The sequence below is a fragment of the Clostridiales bacterium genome, from assembly GCA_030016385.1.
Lineage (GTDB): Bacteria > Bacillota > Clostridia > Clostridiales > Oxobacteraceae > JASEJN01.
The window spans coordinates 60,128-85,322 of record JASEJN010000006.1 but is presented as its reverse complement, the minus strand read 5'-3'; the positions used below and the strand labels follow the sequence as shown (position 1 = coordinate 85,322).

The following is a 25,195-nucleotide window of genomic DNA, read 5'->3' as shown; positions in this document are numbered from 1 at the left end:
AATCTGGCGAATGAGTGTTCAAAATAACATAAACTCATATTGCGAATCGAAGAAATAATTTAATTTATTATTGAACTGAACAAAATTATATGATATACTTTATTAGTTATTGGAGACGGAATATATTGATGTTGAGGAAATGAGGTGAAGCCAATGAAAGAAGGAATACATCCAAAATATTATCAGGCAGTCGTAAAATGCGCTTGTGGTGAAACATTTGTAACTGGTTCGACCAAAAAGGAACTTCATGTTGAAATTTGTTCCAAATGCCATCCTTTCTTTACAGGAAAGCAGAAACTCGTCGATACGGGTGGACGTGTTGAAAAGTTTATCAAAAAATATAATTTAAAACCAGAAGAAGAAAACAAATAAACAAAAAAGGCTTAGGATTTATTCCGAGCCTTTAATTTTTGTATATAAAATAAAAAACCCCAAAAAACACAAATAGCCTTTTAAAGGCTATTTCCATATGTTTTATTAAAAAGAAGGAGGATTTTTACTAATTATTATAATAGTATACAAGTTTTAATTAATTATTAATAAAAGATTAAGATTATATGAATTATCAAATATTCCTCAAATAATCTTTATATAACTATAATTCATATGGGCTTTGGCACATATGAATATTCTTCAAATAATATATATACAAATATGTGTTATAATTGAAAAAGATGTATTCATTTTGTTGCCTGTAGAATGGGGTGGTTTTGTGAAGGATTGGAAAACAAAGAGAAAGACGGGCATCGGAGGTCAGGCTCTAATAGAGGGTGTGATGATGAGGGGACCTCAGGGAATTTCTATAGCCGTAAGGAAACCTGATAATGAGATAGAAGTTGAAAAAAGGACCGCAGAGAGCTATACAAGGAAGAACAAAATACTTGGTCTTCCATTTATACGAGGTTCCGTAGCGCTTATCGAATCACTTGTCATAGGTATAAATGCCCTGACATATTCGGCGCAGTTCTTTGAAGAGGATGACGAGCAGAAAGAAACTGGCGTATTCGATAAGCTAATGAAAAAGATATTCAAGGATAAGGCCGATAAGGTGATCATGGGATTTTCAGTAGCCATATCCGTATTGCTTGCGGTGGCACTGTTTTTCGTGCTTCCATCTGCCGTAATAGGATTTGTAAAGAAGATTAGCGGCAGCAATTTTCTGAGGAATTTTCTCGAAGGGATCATAAGGATTATATTTCTTATACTTTATATATACTTTATATCTAAAATGAATGATATAAAAAGAGTTTTCCAGTATCATGGCGCTGAACATAAAACTATATTTTGCTATGAAAATGAGGAAGAACTTACAGTTGATAACGCAAGAAAGTATTCGACGATGCATCCACGGTGCGGGACTAATTTTCTATTTATATTTATGATCATAAGCATATTTGTTTTTTCTTTTTTCGGTTGGCCGAATCTTGTGGCAAGAGTTATATTAAGAATAATACTTCTTCCTGTAATAGCCGGTATATCCTATGAAATATTGAAGTTCGCAGGGCATTCGGATTCGAAAATCGTCCATGTATTGATTTATCCGGGATTGCTTCTGCAAAAATTAACGACAGCCGAGCCTGACGACAGTATGCTTGAAGTAGCTATTGCAGCATTAAAGGGAGTGCTCACGGATGATAAGGAGGCAAATGCTTGGTAAGTATCTTTACCGCACTCAAAGAAGGCACATCGTTTTTGAGAAATCGAAATATCGATACCCCGAGGCTGGATGCTGAAGTCATAATGGCGCATATATTAAATTGCAGCAGGCTTCATCTTATAACCGACGGTGAGAGGGCACTGAGTGATGATGAATATGCGAAATTCTTGGATCATATCAGTAAGCGGGCGCATGGAATGCCTGTTGCATATATTACCGGCTACAAGGAATTCATGGGGCTTAAGTTTTCTACGGGCAAGGGGGTGCTTATACCAAGATGCGATACTGAAATTGTTGCAGAATGTGCGATAGATATATGTAAGAGGATCGAAGGTCCGATATATGTCTGCGATGTATGCTGTGGCAGCGGCGCGATAGGTATAAGTATTGCAAAATATGTTGAGCGCGCATTTGTAACAATGATAGATGTAAGCAAAGCCGCTGCGGATGCGGCTCGGGGAAATGCGGCTTTAAACGGAGTCGGGGACAGGGCATATGTAATTCAGGGAGATTTATTATCACCTGTAGCGGGTCGGAAATTTGATATTATAGTTTCAAACCCTCCTTATATTAAGTCGGCTGATATAAAATTTTTACCGGTCGATGTTAAGGATTACGAGCCTTTGCTTGCACTGAATGGCGGTGCTGATGGACTTGAGTTTTATAGAAGACTTTGCAGCGTTTCTTTAGAATGCTTAAAGGCGGATGGTAATATAATCTTTGAAATAGGTTATAATCAGAATAAAGATGTAAAAGATATAATGGAGAAGAATGGTTTTTCAGATATAGAGATTTACAGGGATTTAGCAGGCAGATACAGGTGTATTAAAGGGGTAAAATAAATATGGTCTGGGGTGAGAAACATGTTGGAAAGGCTTGATTTCATAGAGGAAAAGTACAATGATTTAACAAAAAAGATAAGCGATCCTGAAGTTATAGCAAACCAGCAGGAGTGGCAGAAACTTATGAAGGAACACGCATCCTTGGAGGAAATAGTTCAAAGTTACAAAGAGTATAAGGATGTCTCAAAAGAGATAGAAAATGATAAGGAAATAATAGATGATAAATCTGAAAGCGAATTGAAAGAATTGGCTGAAGAAGAGCTGAAGGACCTCGAAAAGAAGCAGGAGGGGATCGAGAATAAGCTCAAATTATTGCTTCTGCCCAAGGATCCCAATGATGAAAAGAATGTTTTCCTTGAAATAAGAGCAGGCACCGGAGGCGAAGAGGCGGCACTTTTTGCAGCCGAGCTTTTAAGAATGTATACAAAATATGCCGAGAGGAAAAACTGGAAAGTTGAGATAATGAGTGCAAATCAGACGGATCTTGGCGGATTTAAAGAAGTTGTTGCCATGATACAGGGGAAAGGTGTTTACAGCAGGCTGAAGTTCGAGAGCGGTACACACAGAGTTCAAAGGGTTCCTGAAACGGAAGCATCTGGCCGTATTCATACATCTGCCGTAACCGTTGCGATAATGCCTGAGGTTGAAGATGTCGAAGTTAACATAGACCCGGATGACCTCAGAATAGATGTTTACAGGTCCAGTGGGCATGGCGGGCAGTGTGTAAATACAACTGATTCAGCCGTAAGGATTACACATATACCGACAGGGATTGTCGTGACATGCCAGGATGAAAAATCCCAGATTAAAAACAGGGATAAGGCCATGAAGGTTTTAAAAGCGCGGATTTATGATAAATTACAGCAAGAACAGAATGCAAAAGTTGCGGAGGAAAGAAGGAGCCAGGTAGGGAGCGGTGATAGAAGCGAAAGAATAAGAACGTATAATTTTCCGCAAGGCAGGGTTACCGATCACAGGATCGGGCTTACCATATACCAGCTCGAATCATTCCTGGACGGGGATATGGATGTTGTACTCGATGCCTTGAATACTGCCGATCAGGCGGAAAAATTAAAGGCAGTCGGGGAATGAACAATAATTAATTGCAGCAGCAGACGGTGATCTTATGAATATATATAAAAAACTTGACAGAGAAAGAATAGCCAACATATTTAAAATATACTTCACGATGGGAATAATGCTTATTTCAGGGATATTTTTATATGCTCTCATACAGAAGGGATTTTTTATAGGATGGGAGTCGTATTTTGCAGTTGCCTGCTTTGCTGCTATTTTATTGATACTTCTTATTTTTGATGCCGATATCGTAAGGTGGCTTCATTATGATATTATTTTTAAAGATGACAGAATAAAAATAAGGGACAGTATGTTTGAAAGAGCTATAAGCGTACCTATTAACAGGATTTATTATGTCAGCACCCAAAAAGCAGCAAAAAAATCGGAATATGATAGTATAATAATATTTGACAAAAGAGTAAACCATAAAAAAGTAAGACGGTTGGATAAGAGTGATTTTAGGGGTGAAAGCGTTCATCTCAACGTTATAAATGAGTTAAAAAACGATTATCCTGAAAAAGTATTTTATTATTACAGGGTTTACCATCATGGATATAAATTCTTGTATTTTTTTTATCTGTTATATAGAAATTGTGAAAGATGCAAGTTCACCGACAGCTCCATGGAACTTATTAAAAAGGTTATAGAATAATTTCAATCTGTCAAAGCTTTTAGGAAGTGTATTGCTTTTTATCTGCTCTTTCCATAATATTTTTCAAACAATTTTGATATACACCAAAACTTGAATCTGGCGAATGAGTGCTCAAAATAACATAAGCTAAAATTACAAATCGAAGATCAGGTAATAAATGTCCTGCCGGCAAAATAAGTATTATATGAAGATATCAACCGGAGGATATGGAATGAATAATATTATAAATATTACCATAATAGGTACGCTGGTCGGGATAATAGGTACCGGTACGGGAGGGTTAATCACATTTATATGTAGAAACCCGAATGATAAGATCATGAGCCTGACACTTGGAACTGCAGGTGGCCTTATGCTGTCAGTAGTCACCTTTGACCTTTTACCGGAGGCATTTCAGTACGGAGGAGTTCCTCTAAGCATTGCAGGCATTATCGGAGGCGTAATCGTAACGGCGATGATTGATGAACTGCTTCCTGATTTTGAAAACATATCAAAGGGCAAGGGCAAATATTTTAAGATGAGTATTTTAATAGCCATAGGCCTTGCGTTGCATAATTTTCCCGAAGGCTTGGCCATAGGTTCAGGCTTTGCGGCCGGTGAAAGGCTGGGTTTTGGAATATCTACAGTTATAGGCATGCATGACATACCGGAAGGTATGGCCGTTGCAGCACCTATGAGCATAAGCGGCGTAAAACAAAGCAGAGTTATTCTGTATACTATCGCTACAGCCGTACCGACGGGTATCGGGGCTTTCATAGGTGCTGTTCTGGGCGATATATCGCCTGCATTTACAACACTGTGCCTTTCATTTGCCGGCGGAACGATGCTTTACATAGTATGTGGAGAGCTCATACCCAAAAGCAGGGATCTTCTGGATAACTTTATCTCCACTTTTGGCATCATCGCCGGTATAATTGCAGGTATAATAATAGTTTCAGTGTCGTAAAGGATGAATGGAGGCAAAAATGGAAACAAAAGTTTTTTATCTTGATGAACAAAAGATTGATATGGATATAATAAAATATGCCGCAGGTGTCATAAGAAATGGTGGGACAGTCGTGTTCCCGACCGAAACGGTATACGGATTGGGAGCGAATGCATTGGACGAAAATGCCGCTAAGAAAATATTCGAAGCAAAGGGAAGGCCGCAGGATAATCCACTTATTATCCATGTAGCCGATAAAAATATCAAACCCTTTGTAGTTGATATACCATCTGATGCAGAAAAACTTATGGATATTTTCTGGCCGGGTCCCCTTACAATAATATTTGAAAAGTCGAAGATAATACCGTATATGATAACGGCTGGTCTGGATAGCGTAGCAGTCAGGATGCCGTCAAATAAAATCGCAAATGAGCTTATAAAACATTCAAAAGTTCCTATCGCGGCTCCGAGCGCGAACCTGTCCGGTAAGCCAAGCCCAACAAGCGTCAATCATGTAATAAAAGACCTTTATGGCAAGGTAGATGTGATATTGGGTGGGGGAAAGACGAAAGTAGGGCTTGAATCGACTGTTGTTGATATGACCGGAAGGCCTGCAGTGCTAAGGCCGGGCGGTATAACATATGAACAATTGAAAAGCATCATAAAGGATGTCTATATAGATCCGGCGGTTTTGAAAAAGCCTGATCCGAATTTAAGACCTAAAGCTCCCGGCATGAAATATAGGCATTATGCTCCAAAGGCAAAAATGTTTATAATAGATGGAAGTTCCTCCGACACAGTGGATAAGATAAATGAGCTGTGCAGGATTAGCATGGGGGAAGGCAAAAGGGTGGGCATATTATGCACTGATGAAACGTCTAAGTTTTATAAAGAAGGTGTAGTGCTCACAATGGGCGAAAGGAGCCATCCCAAAACAATTGCAGCCTCACTTTTTGACAGGCTTAGAAAGTTTGATGAATTGAACGTGGACGTTATTTATTCAGAGTGCGTGGGAGAGAGCGGCATAGGCCTTGCAATAATGAACAGGATGAAGAAGGCTGCAGGATATAATATCATACATGTATGAATCGGGGTTAAGATATAATGAAAAGTGTTTTATTTGTATGCACGGGTAATACATGTAGAAGCGTTATGGCGGAAGCCATAATGAAAAAAATCATAGCGGAAAAAAACATGGATGATAAAATACAGGCCTCTTCAGCGGGAATATTTGTAGTCCCGAACGATAGGGCATCATTTCAGGCTGTTGAAGTTATGGGCGAATATGGTATTAATAATATAAAAGGCCAGAAGGCAAGACAGATAAATTTTTCTATTTTGAATGATGCGTCTGTGGTGCTGACAATGACTGCAGGCCATAAAAAGCTGCTTCTTGACAGGTATCCTGTTTTTAAAGATAAAATTTTTACGCTGATAGAATATGCGGATGGCCGTGAAGGCGACATCGAGGACCCTTATGGGCGGGGTATCGAAGTGTACAGAAGATGTGCAAGTGAGCTGAAAAAATATTTGGCGAAGATAGTTTATAAGTTGGGATATGCCTGGTAAAAGCAAAATATGCCTCTTTAGCATTCAAAGGAGGCGTATTTTTTATGACAAAATGGTAGAAACTTTTGGCATTTAACAATAAAAATTTGCACATATCGATTTTATAATATAAAATAAAATAAGCGTGGATTTCAATTCAAATTAAGAGGTGTAAGCATGAAAATAGCAATAGGAAGCGATCATGCAGGGTTTAATTTAAAGCAGGTCGTAAAAAAGCATTTGGATGAACAGAATATTTATTACGAAGATTTCGGTTGTTTGACTTGTGAAGCTGTTGATTATCCTGATTATGGTCTTAAGGTTGCAGAAGCAGTCGCATCTGGTAAATATGATAGGGGTATTTTAATATGCGGAACAGGTATAGGAATATCCATATCGGCCAACAAAGTCCCCGGCATAAGGGCTGCAGTATGCACCGATGAGTTTTGCGCGAGAGCCAGCAGGCAGCATAATGATGCAAATATTTTAGCGATGGGTGAAAGGGTCGTAGGTCCCGGACTTGCACTTAGCATAGTGGATGTATTTTTAAAGGAAGGCTTTCAAGGCGGAAGGCATGCAGTAAGAGTTGGAAAGATAAAAAAAATAGAAGAAAAATACAGCAAATAAGCAGGATATTTTAAAAATACTATTAAAATGATGGAGAGGAGAAGATAAATGAAGAACGTTACATTGATCGATCACCCGTTGATACAGCATAAATTATCATTAATACGAAACAAAGATACAGGTTCCAAGGATTTTAGAGATCTTGTTGAAGAGGTTGCAATGCTTATGTGTTATGAAGTTACAAGGAACATGCAGCTTGAGGATGTTGAAATCGAGACTCCTATCGGCAAGGCAAAGGCAAAGGTGTTATCTGGCAAAAAAGTTGGCATCGTGCCTATATTGAGGGCAGGACTTGGAATGGTCGATGGAATGCTGAAGTTGATTCCGGCAGCAAAGGTAGGCCATATAGGCATGTACAGGGATCCTGAAACGCTTAAGCCTGTTGAATATTACTGTAAACTGCCTTCGGATATTGGAGAGAGGGATATAATTGTTACCGACCCGATGCTTGCGACAGGCGGTTCTTCATCTGATGCCATAGACCTTTTAAAGAAAAAGGGAGCAAAAAATATAAAGCTTATGTGCCTTATTGCTGCCCCGGAGGGGTTAAAATACGTGACCGAAAGGCATCCGGATGTTGAAATATTCACAGCAGCAATAGATGAAAGATTGAATGATCAGGGATACATAGTCCCAGGCCTTGGAGATGCAGGTGACAGACTCTTTGGAACAAAATAAGATACTCAAACGTCCCGCATGGGATGAATACTTCATGAATATAGCGGAGCTTGTAAAGACCCGTTCCACTTGCCTTAGAAGGCAAGTAGGCGCTGTTATAGTCAAGGATAACAGGATACTTACGACCGGATATAACGGAGCACCTCCAGGAGCAAGGCATTGTGCAGAAGTCGGTTGCTTAAGAGAACTTATGGGTGTTCCATCTGGTGAACGGCATGAGCTTTGCAGAGCGCTTCATGCCGAACAGAATGCCGTAATACAGGCGGCAAAATATGGCATTCAAATAGATGGAGGGACTATTTATACGACAACATATCCTTGTGTCATATGCGCAAAGATACTCATTGCCTCAAATATAAAAAGGATAGTTTACAGAGGCGGTTATCCTGATGATCTTTCAAAAAAGTTCCTGTCGGAATCAGGGATTAAGATAGATAAATTCTTATAAATAGGATGTGTTCTTATGGGGAAACAATTTTTAATGTTTTGTACTGCTTTAATTGTGAGCCTGACGGTTACTCCTTTTGTTAAAAAATTTGCAGTTAAAGTTGGTGCGATGGATGTTCCCAAGGATAACAGGAGAGTCCATAAAGTTCCGATTCCCCTAATAGGAGGGCTTGCGATCTATTTGGCTTTTACTGTGGTTGTACTTATCTTTATGCCCAAACCGTTTAGCAGGACAATTACGGGATTGCTTTTGGGAGGTACAGTCATTACTGCAGCGGGCCTGATTGATGATTTAAGACCTTTAAGCCCAAAAATGAAGCTGCTCTTGCAGATAATTGCGTCCGGAGTGCTTGTCTATTTTGGTGTAACTGTTAAATTTGTTACAAATCCTTTCGATAGAGTCACAGGGATGTCAGATATAGGTTTTCTCTCGATACCGGCGACAGTATTCTGGATCGTAGGTGTTACAAATGCCTTTAATCTTATCGATGGGCTGGATGGCTTGGCCGCGGGTGTCGCAGCGATTTCATGCATAACATTGTTTATTGTATCCGTATTGAATAATAGAATGACCGCCGCAATGCTTACGGCAGCATTGGCCGGCAGTTCTATTGGTTTCATACCGTACAACTTTAATCCTGCCAAAATATTCATGGGAGATACCGGGGCACAGTTTTTAGGATTCATGCTTGCTGCCATTTCAATCGAAGGTGCTATAAAGTCTGCGGCTGCAATAGTAATTACGGTGCCTATACTGGCACTTGGGCTTCCGATATATGATACTCTAATTGCGATAGTAAGAAGATGCATAAACAAAAAACCGGTAATGCAGGGCGACAAGGGACACTTGCATCACAGGCTTCTGGATATGGGACTCAGTCAGAAACAGGCAGTTACGGTCATGTATATTATAAGTGCTTTGCTTGGAATAACTGCCATATTTGCGACTGAGCTTACTACTGTACAATCGTTTATTATATTGATTGCAGTTCTCTGTATTGTATTTATTTTTTCAAAAAAGGCAGGAATGCTCAAAAAAAAGGAAAGGTAAGGTAATTGAATAAATCATGGAAAGAATCAAGGTCATGGCAGTTTTCGGTACAAGGCCCGAAGCCATTAAAATGGCGCCATTGGTTAAAAGACTGGAAAGCGACAGCAGGATAATATCAAAAGTCTGTGTAACGGCACAGCACAGGGAAATGCTTGACCAGGTGCTTGAAATATTTAATATAGTTCCTGATTATGACCTCAATATAATGAGGGAGAAGCAATCCCTTGCAGATATTACTTCACGGGCGCTTCAAGGTTTGGAGAAGGTTATTCGAAGTGAAATTCCGGATATTGTTCTCGTACATGGCGATACTACGACAACTTTTGCAGGAAGTCTGGCAGCATTTTATAATAAAGTCAAAGTAGGGCATGTAGAAGCAGGGCTAAGGACGTTTAACAAGTATTTTCCTTATCCCGAAGAGATGAATAGAAGGCTTACAGGTAGCATAGCTGATATACATTTTGCACCTACGTCTACAGCTAAAAGAAATCTTTTAAATGAAGGTGTGAAACCTGAGAACATATATGTTACGGGAAATACTGTAATAGATGCGATGGCTTCTACTGTCCGTAAGAATTATAAATTTAAAAATGAAGAATTGAATAAAATCGATTTTAATTCCAAAAGGGTTATATTTATTACGGCCCACAGGCGGGAAAACTGGGGAAAACCGTTGCAGGATATTTGCATGGCTTTCAAGGATATCGTTGGTGCATACAAGGATGTGGAACTTGTCTATCTCGTTCATCTAAATCCTGTCGTACACGATGAAGTATACAGCATATTGAATGGAGTGGAAAGGATCCACCTGCTTCCTCCGCTTGACATAATTGAGACGCATAATCTTATGGACAGATCATTCATGGTTATGACGGATTCCGGAGGCATACAGGAAGAGGCGCCGCACCTTGGAAAGCCTGTCCTCGTGCTCAGGGATGTTACTGAAAGGCCTGAGGCTGTCGAGGCCGGAACGTTAAAGGTGATAGGTACAAAAAGAGAAAATGTGTTCAAAGAGGCTTCACTTTTATTGAGCGATAAAATGGAATATGATTCTATGGCAAATGCTAAAAATCCTTTCGGGGATGGAAAGGCCTGTGAAAGAATAACAGAGGCGATTCTCTATTACTTTGGATTTTGCAGCAAAAGACCTGATGAATTTGTGTATAGAAAATAAAATATAAAAAGTTCAAAAAGTCACCTATTAGTGAAAAAGGATATTTTTACCAATAGGCGACTTTTTTTATTTTTTGGACACGCATATTAAACAGGAAAAAAATAAATAATAAATATTGATAAACAATTTAAGTTAAGTTCAATTCGCAATCTGGAATTTAATATAAATAAATTGTATTATTCTGAACGACGAATGGGCATTACGAAAGTTTATAGCAGTTTATAGCATACTTTTCAAAAATAATTGTATAAAATTATTACTTGCGTCAATAATTTTAAAAAATGGGATAAAGGGAACAGAATTTTTTGATCCCCCTTTTGTACTTTCTGTTTCCTCCCATTTTTTAAGGAGGATATCATGAGGAAGATACTGGTATTATTTTTGGTATTAATTATGGGATTGGCGGCAGATTCCTTAAGCAGCAAAGATTATAAGTTCATTGAAGAAACATTTGATAAGAGCGGATTGCAATTTGAGAGCGCCAATATAAATGCATGGGTGAATATGAATACACAGCAGGGAGATTTTGACCATTTGAAGGATACTGCGCACTATATATCCCAAAACATGCCTTTCAGTATAAAAGAAGAAAAGCATATATTGGATAATAGTACCAAAAACGTTATAATAAGTGGGGACTTATATGAAGGAAATATTACGGTCAAAACGACTTCGTTTTTTGATAATTCGACCGGGAAATATAATACGGTTGCAGAAGTTGATATAACACAAACAAAGGGGATTAAGAATATTATTGATATTAGGGAAAGGCTTAACGAATGTCTGAAAAAATGGCAGGATGCGCCTGATATCAATGTATGCGTTACAGGGTACGTTGACGGTAAGATAGACAAAAAGCAGGAAATGAAAATCATTGAAGGAGTATTTAATGATGCCGGCGCTGTTAATTTGCAAACAGTCGATGACGGCAGCATTATCAGCGTTACGGGTTTTACTTATAAAATACCATATTCTATAAATTGTTATAAAAAAAATATAAATATAAACATGGCTTGTAGATACAGCGCATATAATGACAGAACATATTTTCTATTGGGGATTCCTGTGATCAATATGGAGTATTAAGGCCGGTTAGGAGGATTAAAATTGACAAAAATTGTTGTAAATGGGGGTAAACATCTAAAAGGGAGTATAAAAGTAAGCGCTGCAAAGAATTCTGTTCTACCGATAATCGCTTCATCCCTGCTGTGCCGCGAAGAAAGTATTCTTGAAGAAATACCTTTACTGGACGATGTATATTGTATTTGCGATGTTTTGAATTCATTAGGGGCTGAAACAAGCATATCCAATGGGAGGCTTAAAATCAAACCTGAAAAATTAGTATCAAGTGAACCTCCTTATGAGCTTGTAAGGAAGATGAGAGCTTCATTTCTTGTTATGGGTCCATTGCTTGCGAGAACCGGAAGTGTCAAGATATCCCTTCCTGGAGGATGTAATATAGGAACGCGCCCAATAGACTTACACCTTAAGGGGCTTAGCGCTCTTGGAGCAAAAATAAACTTAGGTCACGGCTATGTTGAAGCAAGCGTCAGCAAGTTAAAGGGTGCCAAGGTTTATTTAGACTTTCCCTCTGTTGGAGCGACGGAGAATATTTTGATGTCGGCGGTGCTTGCAGAAGGTGAGACGGTAATAGAGAACGCTGCGGAAGAGCCGGAAATTGTCGATCTTGCCAATTTCTTGAACAGCATGGGTGCTAATATAATAGGGGCAGGTACGGATACGATAAAAATAATAGGGGTAAAAGATTTAAAAGGCACAAAGCATTGCGTGATACCCGATAGGATTGAAGCCGGAACATATATGATCGCAGCAGCCATAACAGGCGGGGATATAACTATCGAAAACGTAATAATTGAGCACGTAAAATCCATAATCGCAAAATTATCCGAAGCCGGAATTAAAATAGAGGAAGGTCAGAATAAGGTAAGGGTGGTATCCGACAGGAAGGTTCAATCGGTTGATGTTAAGACTTTGCCATATCCGGGTTTTCCAACGGATCTTCAGGCTCCTGTAATGTCGCTTATGAGCATTGCAAAGGGAACGAGCATGATTACCGAAACGGTTTTTGAAAACAGGTTTATGCATGTCAGTGAACTTAAAAGGATGGGTGCGAATATAAAAATAGACGGAAGGAGCGCCGTTATAGAGGGCACGAAAAGGCTGACTGGCGCCAAAGTGAAGGCTACCGATCTTCGGGCCGGAGCTGCATTGATACTTGCAGGCATGGCAGCCGAGGGGACTACAGAAATAAGTGATGTATACCACATAGACAGGGGCTATGTAAATATTGAAAAAAAGCTCAAAAAAATAGGAGCCGACATACAGAGGATAGAGGAATAATAAATTGATTTGATTATTAAAATTGAGGCAGCTGTGCAATGAAATATTTATTCATTGCATAGCTGCCTCAATTTTTTGGAAGTATTTTTACATCGATTAAAATTAAATAGTTCTATGCGCAAAAAATGATTAATATATTTTAACAAGCGAAAAATTTATATTTTTTAAGCCCGAAGCATAAGCCGGGTGCATATTTTGTATTTGAAGAATATTATTCCAATCGCTAAGCTCACAGCCTTTAGAGTCTGTAAACTCGTTTTGGGCAGAATCAAAACTTATCTTAGCTCAAACATTGATTCTGCTTATCCCGAACATGCGTTAACAGACTCTTAAGACCTACCGCTAATTGCTCTTTCCATAATATTCTCCAAATTATCTTTATACGTCCGCATAAGCCAAGGGCAGTTGTTATTGATTTGTTCGTTTTGTGGAATTGAATCCAAAAGCACCAAACCAAGGAGGAATTATATGAAAAATATAGGATATTGTATATTGATCATTTGTATTGTAGTCATAGCCATACCTCTCATAATATTAAACGGTGTTGGACAGGGTTCGGCATTTAAATTTATTGCGAACCCGGGTGGAGTGAGTACGTTTGAAAAGGACCAAAAGCTCGCCTCAAGAAGTGGAAGTCCGATAAGCAATGATTCATTATCGGGCGGAATTAAAATAAAGGTATTTGATGTCAGCGCCAAAAAAGCTGTTGAGATGGATCTTGAGGAGTATATAAGAGGCGTTGTTTGCGCTGAGGAGCCTGTGGGGTTTGAAGCAGAGGCTTTAAAGGCACAGGCAGTTGCTGCCCGTACTTATGTGGTAACGAGGATGCTGCAGTTTGGGGGAAAAGGCTGCTCAAACCATCCGGGTACGGATATATGCACAGATTCTCATCACTGCCAGGCATGGATATCCAAGGAAAACAGGTTTAAGAGCTGGGGAGTTGATGCGCCTAAGTACTGGCAGAAGATAACCGAAGCGGTTAACGCTACAAAAGGGCTTATACTAACATACGATGCGGCTCCAGTAATGTATCCTCTCTTTTTTTCAACAAGCAGCGGCAAAACTGAGAATTCCGGAGAAGTATTCAGTACGCAGTATCCGTATTTAAGAAGTGTTGTAAGCCCTGATGAGGAATCCGCACCGAAATTTGTAAGCAAAGCGACATTTTCAAGGAGTGATGTGGTGAATAAATTCCGTACATCGCAATATAAAATAAAACTTGATAAGGGAAAGTTGCAGTCACAGATCAAGATACTCAGCCGCACGGAGGGTGGAAGTGTAAAAAATATTAAGGTAGGTACAAAAACACTCACAGGGACGGAAATAAGAACGCTTTTTAATCTGAATTCATCAAATTTCAATATTTCGTTCGGAAAGAATGATGTTACATTTTCTGTAACAGGCTATGGGCATGGAGTGGGCATGAGCCAGTGGGGAGCAAACGCCATGGCAAAGCAGGGCAAAAAATATGATGAGATATTAAAACATTATTATATCGATGTCGGTATAAGCAGCATTCAAAATGTATACAAAGCAAAATAAAAAAATTCGGAAAATAAGGCGGAAAAATTATATAGTGAATGTTACGAATCAAGAGGCTGTCTAGAAATAAGGAAACAATACAAAATATTGAGTAGTACGAATTTGTGAAGTCAATATATTGTATATAAAACTTATTTTGAGACAGCCTCTTTAAATATACTGATAAAAAAATTTTTAAAAAATGTAAATTTCATGTATTTTATATGTAATTATGGACAAACTAACATACAGGAGGTGGTTATCCATATGAAGGATAGGATAAAATCAAGAATATCAAGGGAAAGATGGGCAAAGTTTTTTGACAGAGAGGGGTTTTACATAGTCTTATTCCTCTGTGTCTGTGTAGTAGCAGTTACTGCGGTATGGGTATCCAGGACCGGTCTTAAGAACGATATAAAGAAAAATGCAAGCAATGATCAGAATAAGACCGAGATAACTACCCAGCCGGAGCAAACAGATACTGAAGCGGAAAATGATAGAAATGTAAACACTACTCCTGCGACTGAACAAAATGCAAATACGGAAGCCAATAACAAGACTACGAATAAAACATCCAAACCAACATCTACACAGACTGGTCAAACGACAAAACCAACTAATGGGACTGTTACCAATTCGAAGTCATTGCCTGTAAGATTTGGCAATCCGATCGATGGTGATCTTACAAAAGACGCTATAATGCAGGACTTTTCGCCGTCAGACCTTGTGTGTTTCAAGCATATCGATGAATGGCGGACACATATGGGTGTTGATATAAGGGCTGTAAAAGGAACAGACGTTATTGCGGCAGGCAGCGGAAAGGTTATAGACGTTCAAAATGACAATGAGAGCGAAGGAGGCCTTGGCTGGAAAGTTGTCGTAGACCATGGCAACGGGTATCGCACCGTTTATGCTAACTTGGCTGAAAAACTTGCAGTTAAAAAGAATCAGGAAGTAAAAATAGGGCAAAAAATAGGGACTGTTGGTAATACATCGATTACTGAAAAAGATGTATCACAGGATGTGCCGGTATTAACACATCTGCATTATGAAATATTAAAGAGCAGTTCAGATACATTTAATAATATCGATCCTAAAACTTATATGAAATTCCAGAAATAAATCCGTACAATCGGAGAATATAAAACTTATATTATTATTTAGCCTACAAACCTCGTCCTTTTGAGGGCGGGGTTGTTTGTTAAAGCAATACAAAACAATATAATAGTTGGCTTTAAATTTGCATATTAATTAATCAAGAGAATAAAAAGGAGGTAGTTTTTTGAAAGATTACATTGAGGAGAGAGTATTAGAAGTGGCTAAGTATATAATAGATTCGAAATCAACAATACGAAAAACTGCAAAACTGTTCGGTGTAAGCAAAAGTACAATACACAAAGATATAACCGAAAGACTTCCTAAAATAAATCCGCAGATTGCCGGTGCAGCTAAAGAAATTCTTGAATTCAATAAATCAGAGAGGCATATAAGAGGCGGAAGGGCTACAAAGATGAAATATAAAGCATCAAATGCATAATAATAAAAAAATTCCCTGTATCTTAAAATTTATGTTTAAAAGTGCTAATAAAAAAAAGGAATTTGTAATTTTTTATAGAAATATAAAACATTATGTATAGAGTACAGATTTATTTCAGAATATAAACCAATTTATTCGCTATTAAAAATGTGATAGAGCAATCTGAAACTCAATCAAAAAATTGATCTGATGATAAAGATCGAATAAAAATATACGTAATTTTAAGATGTGGGGGAGTGAAATATATGGGTTTTCTGGGTTTCAACCGCGATTTGGGGATTGACCTGGGTACAGCAAGCATTCTTGTATATATTAAAGGAAAGGGAATAGTATTGAATGAACCTTCGGTGGTTGCTACGGACAGCTCGAAGAGAAATGTGCTGGCAGTCGGAGAAGAAGCAAAACAGATGATAGGAAGGACACCGGGAAATATAATTGCTACAAGACCGTTAAAGGATGGCGTTATTTCTGATTATGATGTAACTGAGAGGATGCTCAGATATTTCATAAAAAAATCTCTTGGAAGGCATGGAAGTTTCCTGCGTCCGAGAGTTATCGTCTGCATACCGTGTGAAGCTACGGAGGTTGAAAAGAGAGCTGTTAAAGATGCTGCATTATCTGCAGGAGCAGGCAAAGTGTTTCTGATAGAGGAACCTGTTGCTGCTGCAATAGGCGCAGGTCTTGATATATCAAGGGCAAGCGGAAGCATGGTAGTGGATATCGGCGGTGGAACTACCGATATTGCTGTCATATCTCTTGGAGGAATGGTAGTAAGGTCGGGATTGAAAATTGCCGGAGATAAGTTTGACGAAGCCATCGTAAGATACATAAGAAAAAAGCATAATGTCATGATAGGTGAAAGAACGGCAGAAGAGTTAAAAATAAACGTTGGATCTGCATTTAAAAGAGATGAAGAGGTCTCGATGGATATAAAAGGCAGGGATCTTGTAACGGGTCTTCCTAAGAATATTTCAGTAACTTCCGAAGAAATGCGTGATGCTCTTGAGGAACCTGTTTATGCCATAGTTGATTGCGTTCACTCTGTTCTTGAAAGAACTCCCCCAGAACTTGCTGCCGACATAATAAACAAAGGTATCGTTATGACAGGCGGAGGCTCGTTATTAAATGGGTTAGACAAGCTAATTGAGTCGAGGACGGGAGTACCTACAAGGGTTGCAAGCGATGCTATATGCTGTGTGGCTCTTGGTACAGGTAAAGTGCTTGAGAATATCGATCAGCTTGGCGATGTGCTTTCAGCAGTTGAAACCGATTGATTTAATTTAAGCCGGGGAAAATTTTCCTCGGCTGTTTTTGTGGAGAATCCAACTAAATATGCTCTGACATGAAAGTTTTCTGCGATTTTGCTGCTTCAATAAGCGATGAAGAGATCGTTTCGGCCATTTTCAGTACGAGGTTAAGCCTTATGCTTCTTATAGAAAAAATGTCGGAAACATCTACTGAGTCGACTATTCCAACTATCGATATGTCGCCTACAAATGGAAGGGTTTTTCCTACTCCTTTACCAGGATGTACAGGTCCTAATTTTACTTGTATATCACCGATAAAATCACTGCTTCCAAGGCATGCGTCTATAGCTATTATAAATGGATTTCTATATTTTTGTTCAATACCAGATACTACATTCTCCAAATTAATTGCATGAGCCGGATTATCAAGTGTTCCGATTACCGGGTAGACAAAGTTGCTTTTCGTAAGGAGTGTTCCAACGAGCGGCCCTAGGCAGTCACCGATGCATTTATCGGTTCCTATGCATAATATTATAGTTTTCTTATTTAAAAATTTGCTTATATATTTGCTAAGAGTATGTATACTTTTCTTATCACTATACGGTGTTCTTAAACCTATATCTGTATAAATTTGTTCAGATTTATTTTGCAATAAGTTCACCCCCATATTTATTTATATATTGGATGAGCTTTAATAATGACTGAATTTTGCTTGCAGGTGAATAAAACTGTAACATATGAAGAATAATACTCTATATATTCTAAAACGATTGTATTTTATATACATTGCGCAAAATATATATGCAAAGGTGGCATATTCATGAACACAAAAAAAACAGTAATATTTTCTGTGATCGTAATACTAATAACTGTTGTTTCAGTATACATAATGCAAATTCAGTATCTAAGGGCATTGGACTATATGCGCAATATCGGGGTACACGAAAGCTACGATGATAGCAGTTATACAGGTTATATATTTCAGGACTATAATAAAAAAGTTAATTTAGATTATGCGAATAAAAATAATGATTACACATCCTCTAAACAATAAAAAACTGTTGTAACGATGTCCGACTTAAAAATGTTTAAAAGTCTCTCTAGAATTGTTGCTTGACGATTGGAATAATATTCATTGACGAGGTATAATAAAAATTAGTTAAACTGCTTAATGTGAGCATACAAATATACAGGCTGCAGATAAATCGGCAGCCTGTATATTCTATTGGAGGAGAATTTTCTGTATAAATCAAAGAAACGAGAGTCCCGCAGATTATGCAGATTTTGATTGGTTTTTAGTCGAAGAAATATTGTAGAATATGTCATGGGATTTATTTATATATAATAAAAATAAAAGTGAAAATACTTATAAAAATAGGAGGCATCATGAGTATTATAAGATTGGCTGCACCGGGGATATGGAAATGCACTTTCGGAGAAACTGAAGCATTTACACCGGTCAAGATGAGAAAAACTTCCATCCAACTGGGAAAGTTGAAAAGACTGCCAAGTGAGGTAGAGACTCCTTTCAATAAAGCACAGATAGCATTTAAGGTTTTGAAAAGAGGATGTGTTATCGAACTTCCCTTGGATCCTTCAGAGAAAATATATGGTTTCGGACTTCAGTTGAAATCATTTGATCAGACTGGCAAAAAGAAACAGTTAAGGACGAATGCCGATCCTGTCGCTGATACGGGAGATACCCATGCTCCTGTACCTTTTTACGTTTCGACGAAAGGATATGGCATATTAGTGGATACCGCCCGATATGTTACTTTTTACTGCGGAGGCAATATAAAATTAAAAGGCGAAGATGGGAAAACAGAGAAAAGGACCAAAAAGATTGCAAACACTACTGAAGAGTTATACGCAATCAGGGAATTCAACGAGAAAAGAGCCGTGACGATTGAGATACCGGTTGCCAAAGGCGTTGACATGTACATATTTGGTGGACCTGGCATGAAAACAGCGGTTCAGCGCTATAACTTGTTTTCCGGTGGCGGCTGTATTCCACCAATATGGGGTCTTGGAGTTTGGTATAGGGGATATGGCAGGGCAAATCAAGATGAAGTATTAAAAATTGCGGAGGATTTAAGAAAGGCACACATGCCATGCGATGTCTTCGGACTTGAACCTGGTTGGCAGAGCCATTCGTATTCCTGCTCCTACAGTTGGGATGAGGAACGTTTCCCTACGCCGGATAAAACGATCAAGAAATTCAGGGATATGAACTTTAAAATTAATCTCTGGGAACATGTATTTGTTCATTCCACCTCGCCAATTTATGATGAGCTGAAAAAATATTCTGGTGATTATGAAGTGTGGGAAGGGCTTGTTCCGGATTTTTCTATCGAAAACGCAAGAGATATATTTGCAGAATATCATAAAACGAAATTCGTTGATAAAGGAATTACAGGCTTCAAGCTTGATGAATGTGATAGTTCGGATTATACAGGGGGATGGTCATTCCCGAATTGCTCTGAGTTTCCATCCGGAATGGATGGGGAACAGATGCACAGCATGCTTGGAATATTATATCAGGAAACGATGATGTCTATATTCCGAAGGAAAAATTTGAGGACTTATAGTCAGGTAAGATCATCTAATGCGCTCGCATCGCCTTTTCCTTTTGTATTATACAGCGATTTGTACGGACACAAGGATTTTATTCGCGGCGTTGTAAATTCAGGGTTTTCAGGGTTCCTCTGGTCTCCTGAGGTAAGACATGCTACAGGCGTTGAGGATTTAATGAGAAGGATTCAGACTGTAATATTTTCTCCCCAAGCCCTGATAAATGCCTGGTATATCAGTAATCCGCCGTGGCTTCAATACGACCGTGAAAAGAATCTGAATGGGGAATTGCTGGAAAATCATGAAGAAGTTCAGGAGATGTGCCGGAAGGTACTTGAATATAGAATGAAGTTGCTTCCGTATTTATACTCAGCCTTTGCAAAATATTATTTTGAAGGTTTGCCTGTTTTCCGCGCATTGGTTATGGATTACCCTGAGGATGAAAATACATATGAAATTGACAGCGAATATATGATGGGAGATTCCATACTCGTTGCACCGGTAGTGGAAGGTGAACATAACAGGGAAGTTTATTTGCCAGAGGGCAATTGGTACAGTTTCTGGACCAATGAAAAATATGAAGGAGGGAAATCCTATTCCGTTGAAGTCCCTCTCGAAATCATACCTCTATTTGTCAGGGAAGGCAGGATGATACCTTTGGCAGAACCGGTCGAATACATTACAAAAGATACCGTATTTCATGTTACAATAAGAAGCTATGGAGAAATATCAGAAGCATTGGAGCTTTATGAAGATGATGGCCTGACATTTGATTTTGAAAAGGGAGATTACAATATCATAACGCTCAAGAGTGTAAATAATCATCTTCACGTAGAAAAAAGTGGAAGATATTCGGGGAAAAAATATAGCATTAAGGGATTTGAAATAATAAAATAGCCGTTACGGCTATAGAGAAACGCTATTGTAAATAAATTGTATGGGGTGACGTAGGATGGATCTAAAGTATCATAAAACAGATTATCTATTGTTTGAAGCTATTTTGGGAAAATTATTGCCATTGGTTTCTGATGCTGAGATGGAAGTCGACGGTTGGAAAAGAAGATATTCCAGGTATATCAAACCAGGGGAATATGAATATTTGGAGGAATGGAAGGATATATCGCCCGGGGAAAAGTGGACGGTAAATCCTGAAATTACAGCTTTTTTTTCTACTGTGGTGAATATACCTGATAAACTTAAGGGAAGGGATCTGTATTTAAATCTAAAGATTGGAGGAGAAGCCCTTCTCTATCTAAACGGCAGACCTTACCATGGACTTGACAGGAACAGGAATATGGTGAAGCTTGAGGATGATCTGAAAAGTGCCGGCACAGTCGATATACTTATCGAAGCGGCCGTCGACAGGCAGTCTTATGAATTTCAGTACCGCTATTGGGCGAATGCCAAATACAAGGACCATCGATTCGAGACCGCCAAAATAGTTGCAGTCAACAAATCCGTATGGGATTATTATTTTGATCTTGCCACGGCCAAGGAATTTTATAAGAATCTTCCTGACGGGGAGATGAAAAACAGGTATTATTTGGGACTTAAGGACAGCGTTATGGCTATCGATTTTGTCTCCGGGAGAGAAGGAGTCATAAACAGTTTACCTAAGGCAAAGTCTATACTTTATAATGAAATTGGGGAAATTCATAATAAATTATCCGACTCCACGATTCACTTGATAGGTCATTCCCATCTCGATATCGGCTATTTGTGGCCGGTAAAAGAAACGATACGAAAATCCGCCAGAACATTTTCAACTGCCTTAAGGTTGATGGATCAATACGGTTATTATAAGTTTACACAAAGCCAGCCGCAGCTATATGAGTATGCAAAGACGTATTTTCCTGAAATTTATGAGGGTATCAAGGAAAGGGTAAAGATGGGCCAGTTGGAGGCCGAAGGTGCCATGTGGGTTGAGCCGGATTGCAACCTCATATCAGGAGAATCCTTTATCCGCCAGATACTTGTGGGAAAGGAATTTTTCAAAAATGAATTTGGAAAGGACTCCAGGATTTTATGGCTTCCCGATACTTTTGGGTTCTCATATATACTTCCGCAGATAATGAAGGGCTGCGGTATCGATTATTTTGTCACACAGAAGATACAGTGGAATAGGATAAATAAATTCCCTTATGATTTGTTCCGATGGAAAAGCGCCGATGGAAGCGAAGTGCTTGCACTTTTTACGGGAGACTACAACGGGGCAGTATCCGGAAGCGATATCCGTAAAAAATATGAGACTTTTGATGGTGACGGTAACCGCAGTGATTATCCTCTTCTTTATGGGTTCGGTGACGGAGGCGGAGGTGTAACACTGGAAATGCTCGAAACTATTAAGAGGTTGAACCGATTGAATAAAACGGCAAATTTCAAGACGTCCTTTGCATCAGAGCTTCTGAATAAACTTTCCGGATCCTGTGAACATCTGCCAGTATGGGATGATGAGCTTTATCTTGAGGCCCATCGTGGAGTTTATACTACTCATGCGGAGCTTAAGAAATTAAACAGGTTGTGTGAAAGGACTTTAAGGGATACGGAGTTCTTTTTATCTATATCTTCAATGGAACACGGTTCTTACTATACCAAGCTTAAAGAGATCTGGAAGAAAGTCTTAACGAATCAATTCCATGACATATTGTCCGGATCGACGATTGCAGAAACATTCTATAACGCGGTTGATTCATACAATGAAGTGCTTTTTGAAGCTAAAAAGCTTAAGGAATCGGCGTCTGAATCTATTTTTGAAGATTGCAAACATCAAGATATGGAAACATTCATCATGGTATGGAATACGTTGGGCTGGGAAAGAAATGATGTAGCTGAAATCAAACTGGATAATATTTATAAAAACAATCGATATAATGTTTTTGATGAGAATGGGTCAAAGATACCCTGCCAGATAACGGAAAAGAATGGCTCAAAGTTGGCATTTCCTGTGGAATTGCCGTCAATGGGATATAAGGTTTATAAGATTGTCACTGAAAAGGAAGACATGCCTTCCGCTGGTATTTTCAGGTCGGGATGTATTAAGCAAAGCAATAAAGTAAGCAATAAATATTTTCGCATAGAATTTAATAAAGAAGGCAATATAACAAGCATATTTGATAAAAGGAACGGAAGGGAAATAGTACCTTCCAGTAAGGAGGCAAATGTTTTTCAGATATTTGTCGATGAGCCGCAGCAGTATGATGCATGGGAGATCGACGAATTTAGCAGCAATAAATGGTATGAAAATTTTGAAGTGCAGGACATGCGGATTCTAGAGGATGGCCCTGTAATAAAAAGAATAAGAATAACAAAAAAGTGGAATAAGTCATTAATAAATCAGGATATTGTTCTTTATGATAACATGCCGAGAATCAATTTTGAAACGGAAGTAGACTGGCAGGAGGATAGGAAGCTTTTAAAGGTTGCATTCCCCGTGGACATAGTCACGAGGGAGGCCACTTATGATATTGCTTATGGGACCATTAAACGGGCTACTCATGACAACACAGGTTGGGAGCAAGCAAAATTTGAAGTTCCTGCCCATATGTGGGCCGACCTTTCGGAATATGGCTATGGCGTTAGTCTGCTAAATGACAGCAAATATGGTTATGATATTAAAGGAAATGTTATGAGGCTTTCTCTGCTGAAATCGCCTATAAATCCAAACCCTAAGGCCGACCGGGGAAGACATCGCTTTGTATACTCCATACTGCCTCATTTGGGAAGCTGGCAGGAAGGCGGAACTGCCAAACAGGGGTATCAGCTCAATACTCCCTTGAGTATTTTGAAAGATAAAAAAGTAAAATCAGGTGCGGATTTTGGAAATATACTGAGCGTTGACTGCGACAATGTGTTTATAGAAGCTGTGAAACCGGCGGAAGACGGAAACGGGATCATTGTAAGACTCCTGGAGAAGTATGGAAAGAACTGCTGCGTAAAAGTACAAACCGGCCTTCCTGTAAAGTCAGTTATGAAATGCAATATGATCGAAGAGGCCGAGTTTGAGATACCGTGTAATTGCAGATCGTTTACTTACAATATCAGGCCGTATAAAATTGAGACCTTCCGACTGTTGCTTTGATGGCGTAGATTTTGACGCAGGTACATTAAAAGCAAATATATCGTTTAGGCAACGGACTCGTGTAATTAATATGCTTTTGAATTGGAGTGGACATATGTTGAAAAAAATAGCCGTATTTTTTTTGATCATGGTGCTTTTTGCAGGATTTGTATCATGCACGAAAGTCAAGCCTCAAAAGATAGAAGAGGGCATGCGCGGAAGTACAGGTGGACAGGTGCAGAATAATGATAGCATAGAGAGAAAACCTGTTGCTATGGAGCCTCCGAAAAGTTTCATAGATTCATCCAAGTTTCACATGCCTGCAGATAAGATATATTATACTAAGAGGGCGGTAGTGCTTACATATCATCACATAAGTTTAAAGCCATTCAGCGGTATTACTATAAGACCGGAAAGGTTTGAAGCGGATTTGAAAATGCTTAAGAATAACTATTTTAATGTCATCTCATTGAGGGATTTAATAAATTCCATGGGCGGAAAGGACAAAATGCCTCCGAATGCCGTTGTTATAACTTTTGATGACGGGTATGAGAGCTTTTACAAGTATGCATATCCGCTGCTTAAAAAGTATAATTTTCCTGCGGCGTCTTTTGTCATAACTTCATGGGTCGATAAATATTCCCATTCAACTGATGAACTTAGTATATTAAGTTCAAATGAAATAAGAGAAATGTATAAAAGCGGCCTTATAGACATACAGTCTCACAGCGATGGTGGCCATTACTATATAAAAACAAAAGAAGGCAAGGAACGTGGTGCCCTTGCATATCAAATATACGACGGGAATAGACTGGAAAGCGAAGGCACATATAGAAAGAGAGTATCAGGGGATTTGTCAAGGTCGATATCGCTTATAAAAAGTTTTACCGGCAATACTTCGGATATACTTTGTTTTCCATTTGGGCATTACAATCAGAGGTTGGTAGAAATCGCTCAAGGTGTCGGCTTTAAATATTTCGTCACAACCGTATCCGGGTACAACAGTGAAGGCTCAAAAAGTATATATATAAGGCGGATAAGATCAGGTGACAGATCATTGAATCTCGATAAATTGAAGGCGAACATAATAAGCTGTGGCAGAGGGCGAAGTTTAAAAAAATAAAACATCACAGTGCATATCAGCGATTGAATCTTATCATTATTCTACAATTATTGCCATATTTCTTTATAATTCACGAATTTCATGAAGGATTTTTGCCGTT

24 protein-coding genes are annotated in these 25,195 nt (G+C 38.7%); 23 read left to right on the top strand and 1 reads right to left on the bottom strand.

The window, feature by feature from the left end:
- Positions 1–153: 153 nt before the first annotated feature.
- From rpmE to QME45_02765, 19 genes are all read left to right on the top strand, one after another.
- Complete coding sequence (rpmE, locus tag QME45_02855) at positions 154–372, top strand: 50S ribosomal protein L31 (protein ID MDI6617600.1); 219 nt, start codon at positions 154–156, stop codon at positions 370–372.
- A 340-nt stretch (positions 373–712) separates the two neighbouring features.
- Positions 713–1,657 (top strand): DUF1385 domain-containing protein, encoded by a 945-nt coding sequence (locus QME45_02850; GenBank protein ID MDI6617599.1) that lies wholly within the window; start codon positions 713–715, stop codon positions 1,655–1,657.
- Positions 1,651–2,499: a peptide chain release factor N(5)-glutamine methyltransferase gene (gene prmC / locus QME45_02845; protein ID MDI6617598.1), complete on the top strand. Its 849-nt coding sequence runs from the start codon at positions 1,651–1,653 to the stop codon at positions 2,497–2,499. The genes QME45_02850 and prmC overlap by 7 nt, the downstream gene beginning before the upstream one ends.
- Before the next feature lie 21 nt (positions 2,500–2,520).
- Positions 2,521–3,591 (top strand): peptide chain release factor 1, encoded by a 1,071-nt coding sequence (gene prfA, locus QME45_02840; GenBank protein MDI6617597.1) that lies wholly within the window; start codon positions 2,521–2,523, stop codon positions 3,589–3,591.
- A 34-nt stretch (positions 3,592–3,625) separates the two neighbouring features.
- Positions 3,626–4,228, top strand: a complete 603-nt coding sequence (locus QME45_02835; protein MDI6617596.1) for a hypothetical protein — start codon at positions 3,626–3,628, stop codon at positions 4,226–4,228.
- Positions 4,229–4,439: 211 nt separating this feature from the next.
- Positions 4,440–5,174 (top strand): ZIP family metal transporter, encoded by a 735-nt coding sequence (locus QME45_02830; GenBank protein MDI6617595.1) that lies wholly within the window; start codon positions 4,440–4,442, stop codon positions 5,172–5,174.
- Positions 5,175–5,193: 19 nt separating this feature from the next.
- The gene (locus QME45_02825) at positions 5,194–6,240 is read left to right on the top strand and encodes an L-threonylcarbamoyladenylate synthase (protein MDI6617594.1); all 1,047 of its coding nucleotides are present in this window, start codon (positions 5,194–5,196) and stop codon (positions 6,238–6,240) included.
- A gap of 17 nt (positions 6,241–6,257) precedes the next feature.
- Positions 6,258–6,722, top strand: coding sequence for a low molecular weight protein arginine phosphatase (locus QME45_02820; GenBank protein MDI6617593.1), 465 nt, complete (start codon positions 6,258–6,260; stop codon positions 6,720–6,722).
- 156 nt (positions 6,723–6,878) lie between these two features.
- Positions 6,879–7,328, top strand: coding sequence for a ribose 5-phosphate isomerase B (gene rpiB, locus QME45_02815; protein ID MDI6617592.1), 450 nt, complete (start codon positions 6,879–6,881; stop codon positions 7,326–7,328).
- Between the two features lie 48 nt (positions 7,329–7,376).
- Positions 7,377–8,006: a uracil phosphoribosyltransferase gene (upp, locus tag QME45_02810; GenBank protein ID MDI6617591.1), complete on the top strand. Its 630-nt coding sequence runs from the start codon at positions 7,377–7,379 to the stop codon at positions 8,004–8,006.
- The gene (locus tag QME45_02805) at positions 7,993–8,454 is read left to right on the top strand and encodes a cytidine/deoxycytidylate deaminase family protein (GenBank protein MDI6617590.1); all 462 of its coding nucleotides are present in this window, start codon (positions 7,993–7,995) and stop codon (positions 8,452–8,454) included. The genes upp and QME45_02805 overlap by 14 nt, the downstream gene beginning before the upstream one ends.
- A gap of 15 nt (positions 8,455–8,469) precedes the next feature.
- Positions 8,470–9,504, top strand: coding sequence for an MraY family glycosyltransferase (locus QME45_02800; GenBank protein ID MDI6617589.1), 1,035 nt, complete (start codon positions 8,470–8,472; stop codon positions 9,502–9,504).
- A gap of 16 nt (positions 9,505–9,520) precedes the next feature.
- Positions 9,521–10,678, top strand: coding sequence for a UDP-N-acetylglucosamine 2-epimerase (non-hydrolyzing) (wecB, locus tag QME45_02795; GenBank protein MDI6617588.1), 1,158 nt, complete (start codon positions 9,521–9,523; stop codon positions 10,676–10,678).
- Positions 10,679–11,035: 357 nt separating this feature from the next.
- A complete protein-coding gene (locus tag QME45_02790) occupies positions 11,036–11,764 on the top strand; it encodes a YwmB family TATA-box binding protein (protein MDI6617587.1) in 729 nt (242 codons plus the stop codon).
- A gap of 21 nt (positions 11,765–11,785) precedes the next feature.
- Positions 11,786–13,039, top strand: coding sequence for a UDP-N-acetylglucosamine 1-carboxyvinyltransferase (gene murA, locus QME45_02785; GenBank protein MDI6617586.1), 1,254 nt, complete (start codon positions 11,786–11,788; stop codon positions 13,037–13,039).
- Between the two features lie 468 nt (positions 13,040–13,507).
- Positions 13,508–14,581 (top strand): stage II sporulation protein D, encoded by a 1,074-nt coding sequence (spoIID, locus tag QME45_02780; GenBank protein MDI6617585.1) that lies wholly within the window; start codon positions 13,508–13,510, stop codon positions 14,579–14,581.
- Positions 14,582–14,827: 246 nt separating this feature from the next.
- Positions 14,828–15,682: a peptidoglycan DD-metalloendopeptidase family protein gene (locus tag QME45_02775; GenBank protein MDI6617584.1), complete on the top strand. Its 855-nt coding sequence runs from the start codon at positions 14,828–14,830 to the stop codon at positions 15,680–15,682.
- A gap of 160 nt (positions 15,683–15,842) precedes the next feature.
- Positions 15,843–16,097: a sporulation transcriptional regulator SpoIIID gene (gene spoIIID / locus QME45_02770; GenBank protein ID MDI6617583.1), complete on the top strand. Its 255-nt coding sequence runs from the start codon at positions 15,843–15,845 to the stop codon at positions 16,095–16,097.
- A 245-nt stretch (positions 16,098–16,342) separates the two neighbouring features.
- Positions 16,343–17,371 carry a rod shape-determining protein gene (locus QME45_02765; GenBank protein MDI6617582.1) on the top strand — a complete coding sequence of 343 codons (1,029 nt, stop codon included), beginning with the start codon at positions 16,343–16,345 and terminating at the stop codon, positions 17,369–17,371.
- 52 nt (positions 17,372–17,423) lie between these two features.
- On the opposite strand, the gene yyaC is transcribed toward QME45_02765, so the two are convergent.
- Complete coding sequence (gene yyaC / locus QME45_02760; GenBank protein MDI6617581.1) at positions 17,424–17,996, bottom strand: spore protease YyaC; 573 nt, start codon at positions 17,994–17,996, stop codon at positions 17,424–17,426.
- Between the two features lie 168 nt (positions 17,997–18,164).
- On the opposite strand from yyaC, the gene QME45_02755 reads away from it, so the two are divergent.
- The 4 genes from QME45_02755 to QME45_02740 all read left to right on the top strand — a co-directional run bounded on the left by QME45_02755 (position 18,165) and on the right by QME45_02740 (position 25,095).
- Positions 18,165–18,398, top strand: a complete 234-nt coding sequence (locus QME45_02755) for a hypothetical protein (protein ID MDI6617580.1) — start codon at positions 18,165–18,167, stop codon at positions 18,396–18,398.
- A gap of 332 nt (positions 18,399–18,730) precedes the next feature.
- Positions 18,731–20,812, top strand: a complete 2,082-nt coding sequence (locus tag QME45_02750) for a glycoside hydrolase family 31 protein (GenBank protein MDI6617579.1) — start codon at positions 18,731–18,733, stop codon at positions 20,810–20,812.
- A gap of 55 nt (positions 20,813–20,867) precedes the next feature.
- Complete coding sequence (locus QME45_02745; protein ID MDI6617578.1) at positions 20,868–23,993, top strand: glycoside hydrolase family 38 C-terminal domain-containing protein; 3,126 nt, start codon at positions 20,868–20,870, stop codon at positions 23,991–23,993.
- A 94-nt stretch (positions 23,994–24,087) separates the two neighbouring features.
- Entirely contained in the window at positions 24,088–25,095 is a 1,008-nt protein-coding gene (locus QME45_02740; protein MDI6617577.1) for a polysaccharide deacetylase family protein, read from the top strand.
- Positions 25,096–25,195 lie beyond the last annotated feature (100 nt).

Bases quoted from the DNA above. Each gene is read 5' to 3' on its own strand.
- QME45_02775 (MDI6617584.1), top strand. From the start codon at position 14,828: ATGAAGGATAGGATAAAATCAAGAATATCAAGGGAAAGATGGGCAAAG.
- QME45_02835 (MDI6617596.1), top strand. From the start codon at position 3,626: ATGAATATATATAAAAAACTTGACAGAGAAAGAATAGCCAACATATTT.
- QME45_02825 (MDI6617594.1), top strand. From the start codon at position 5,194: ATGGAAACAAAAGTTTTTTATCTTGATGAACAAAAGATTGATATGGAT.
- QME45_02800 (MDI6617589.1), top strand. From the start codon at position 8,470: ATGGGGAAACAATTTTTAATGTTTTGTACTGCTTTAATTGTGAGCCTG.
- QME45_02750 (MDI6617579.1), top strand. From the start codon at position 18,731: ATGAGTATTATAAGATTGGCTGCACCGGGGATATGGAAATGCACTTTC.
- spoIID (MDI6617585.1), top strand. From the start codon at position 13,508: ATGAAAAATATAGGATATTGTATATTGATCATTTGTATTGTAGTCATA.
- wecB (MDI6617588.1), top strand. From the start codon at position 9,521: ATGGAAAGAATCAAGGTCATGGCAGTTTTCGGTACAAGGCCCGAAGCC.
- QME45_02755 (MDI6617580.1), top strand. From the start codon at position 18,165: ATGAACACAAAAAAAACAGTAATATTTTCTGTGATCGTAATACTAATA.
- QME45_02765 (MDI6617582.1), top strand. From the start codon at position 16,343: ATGGGTTTTCTGGGTTTCAACCGCGATTTGGGGATTGACCTGGGTACA.
- QME45_02745 (MDI6617578.1), top strand. From the start codon at position 20,868: ATGGATCTAAAGTATCATAAAACAGATTATCTATTGTTTGAAGCTATT.
- upp (MDI6617591.1), top strand. From the start codon at position 7,377: ATGAAGAACGTTACATTGATCGATCACCCGTTGATACAGCATAAATTA.
- QME45_02740 (MDI6617577.1), top strand. From the start codon at position 24,088: ATGTTGAAAAAAATAGCCGTATTTTTTTTGATCATGGTGCTTTTTGCA.
- rpmE (MDI6617600.1), top strand. From the start codon at position 154: ATGAAAGAAGGAATACATCCAAAATATTATCAGGCAGTCGTAAAATGC.
- QME45_02820 (MDI6617593.1), top strand. From the start codon at position 6,258: ATGAAAAGTGTTTTATTTGTATGCACGGGTAATACATGTAGAAGCGTT.
- QME45_02790 (MDI6617587.1), top strand. From the start codon at position 11,036: ATGAGGAAGATACTGGTATTATTTTTGGTATTAATTATGGGATTGGCG.
- prfA (MDI6617597.1), top strand. From the start codon at position 2,521: ATGTTGGAAAGGCTTGATTTCATAGAGGAAAAGTACAATGATTTAACA.
- rpiB (MDI6617592.1), top strand. From the start codon at position 6,879: ATGAAAATAGCAATAGGAAGCGATCATGCAGGGTTTAATTTAAAGCAG.
- QME45_02830 (MDI6617595.1), top strand. From the start codon at position 4,440: ATGAATAATATTATAAATATTACCATAATAGGTACGCTGGTCGGGATA.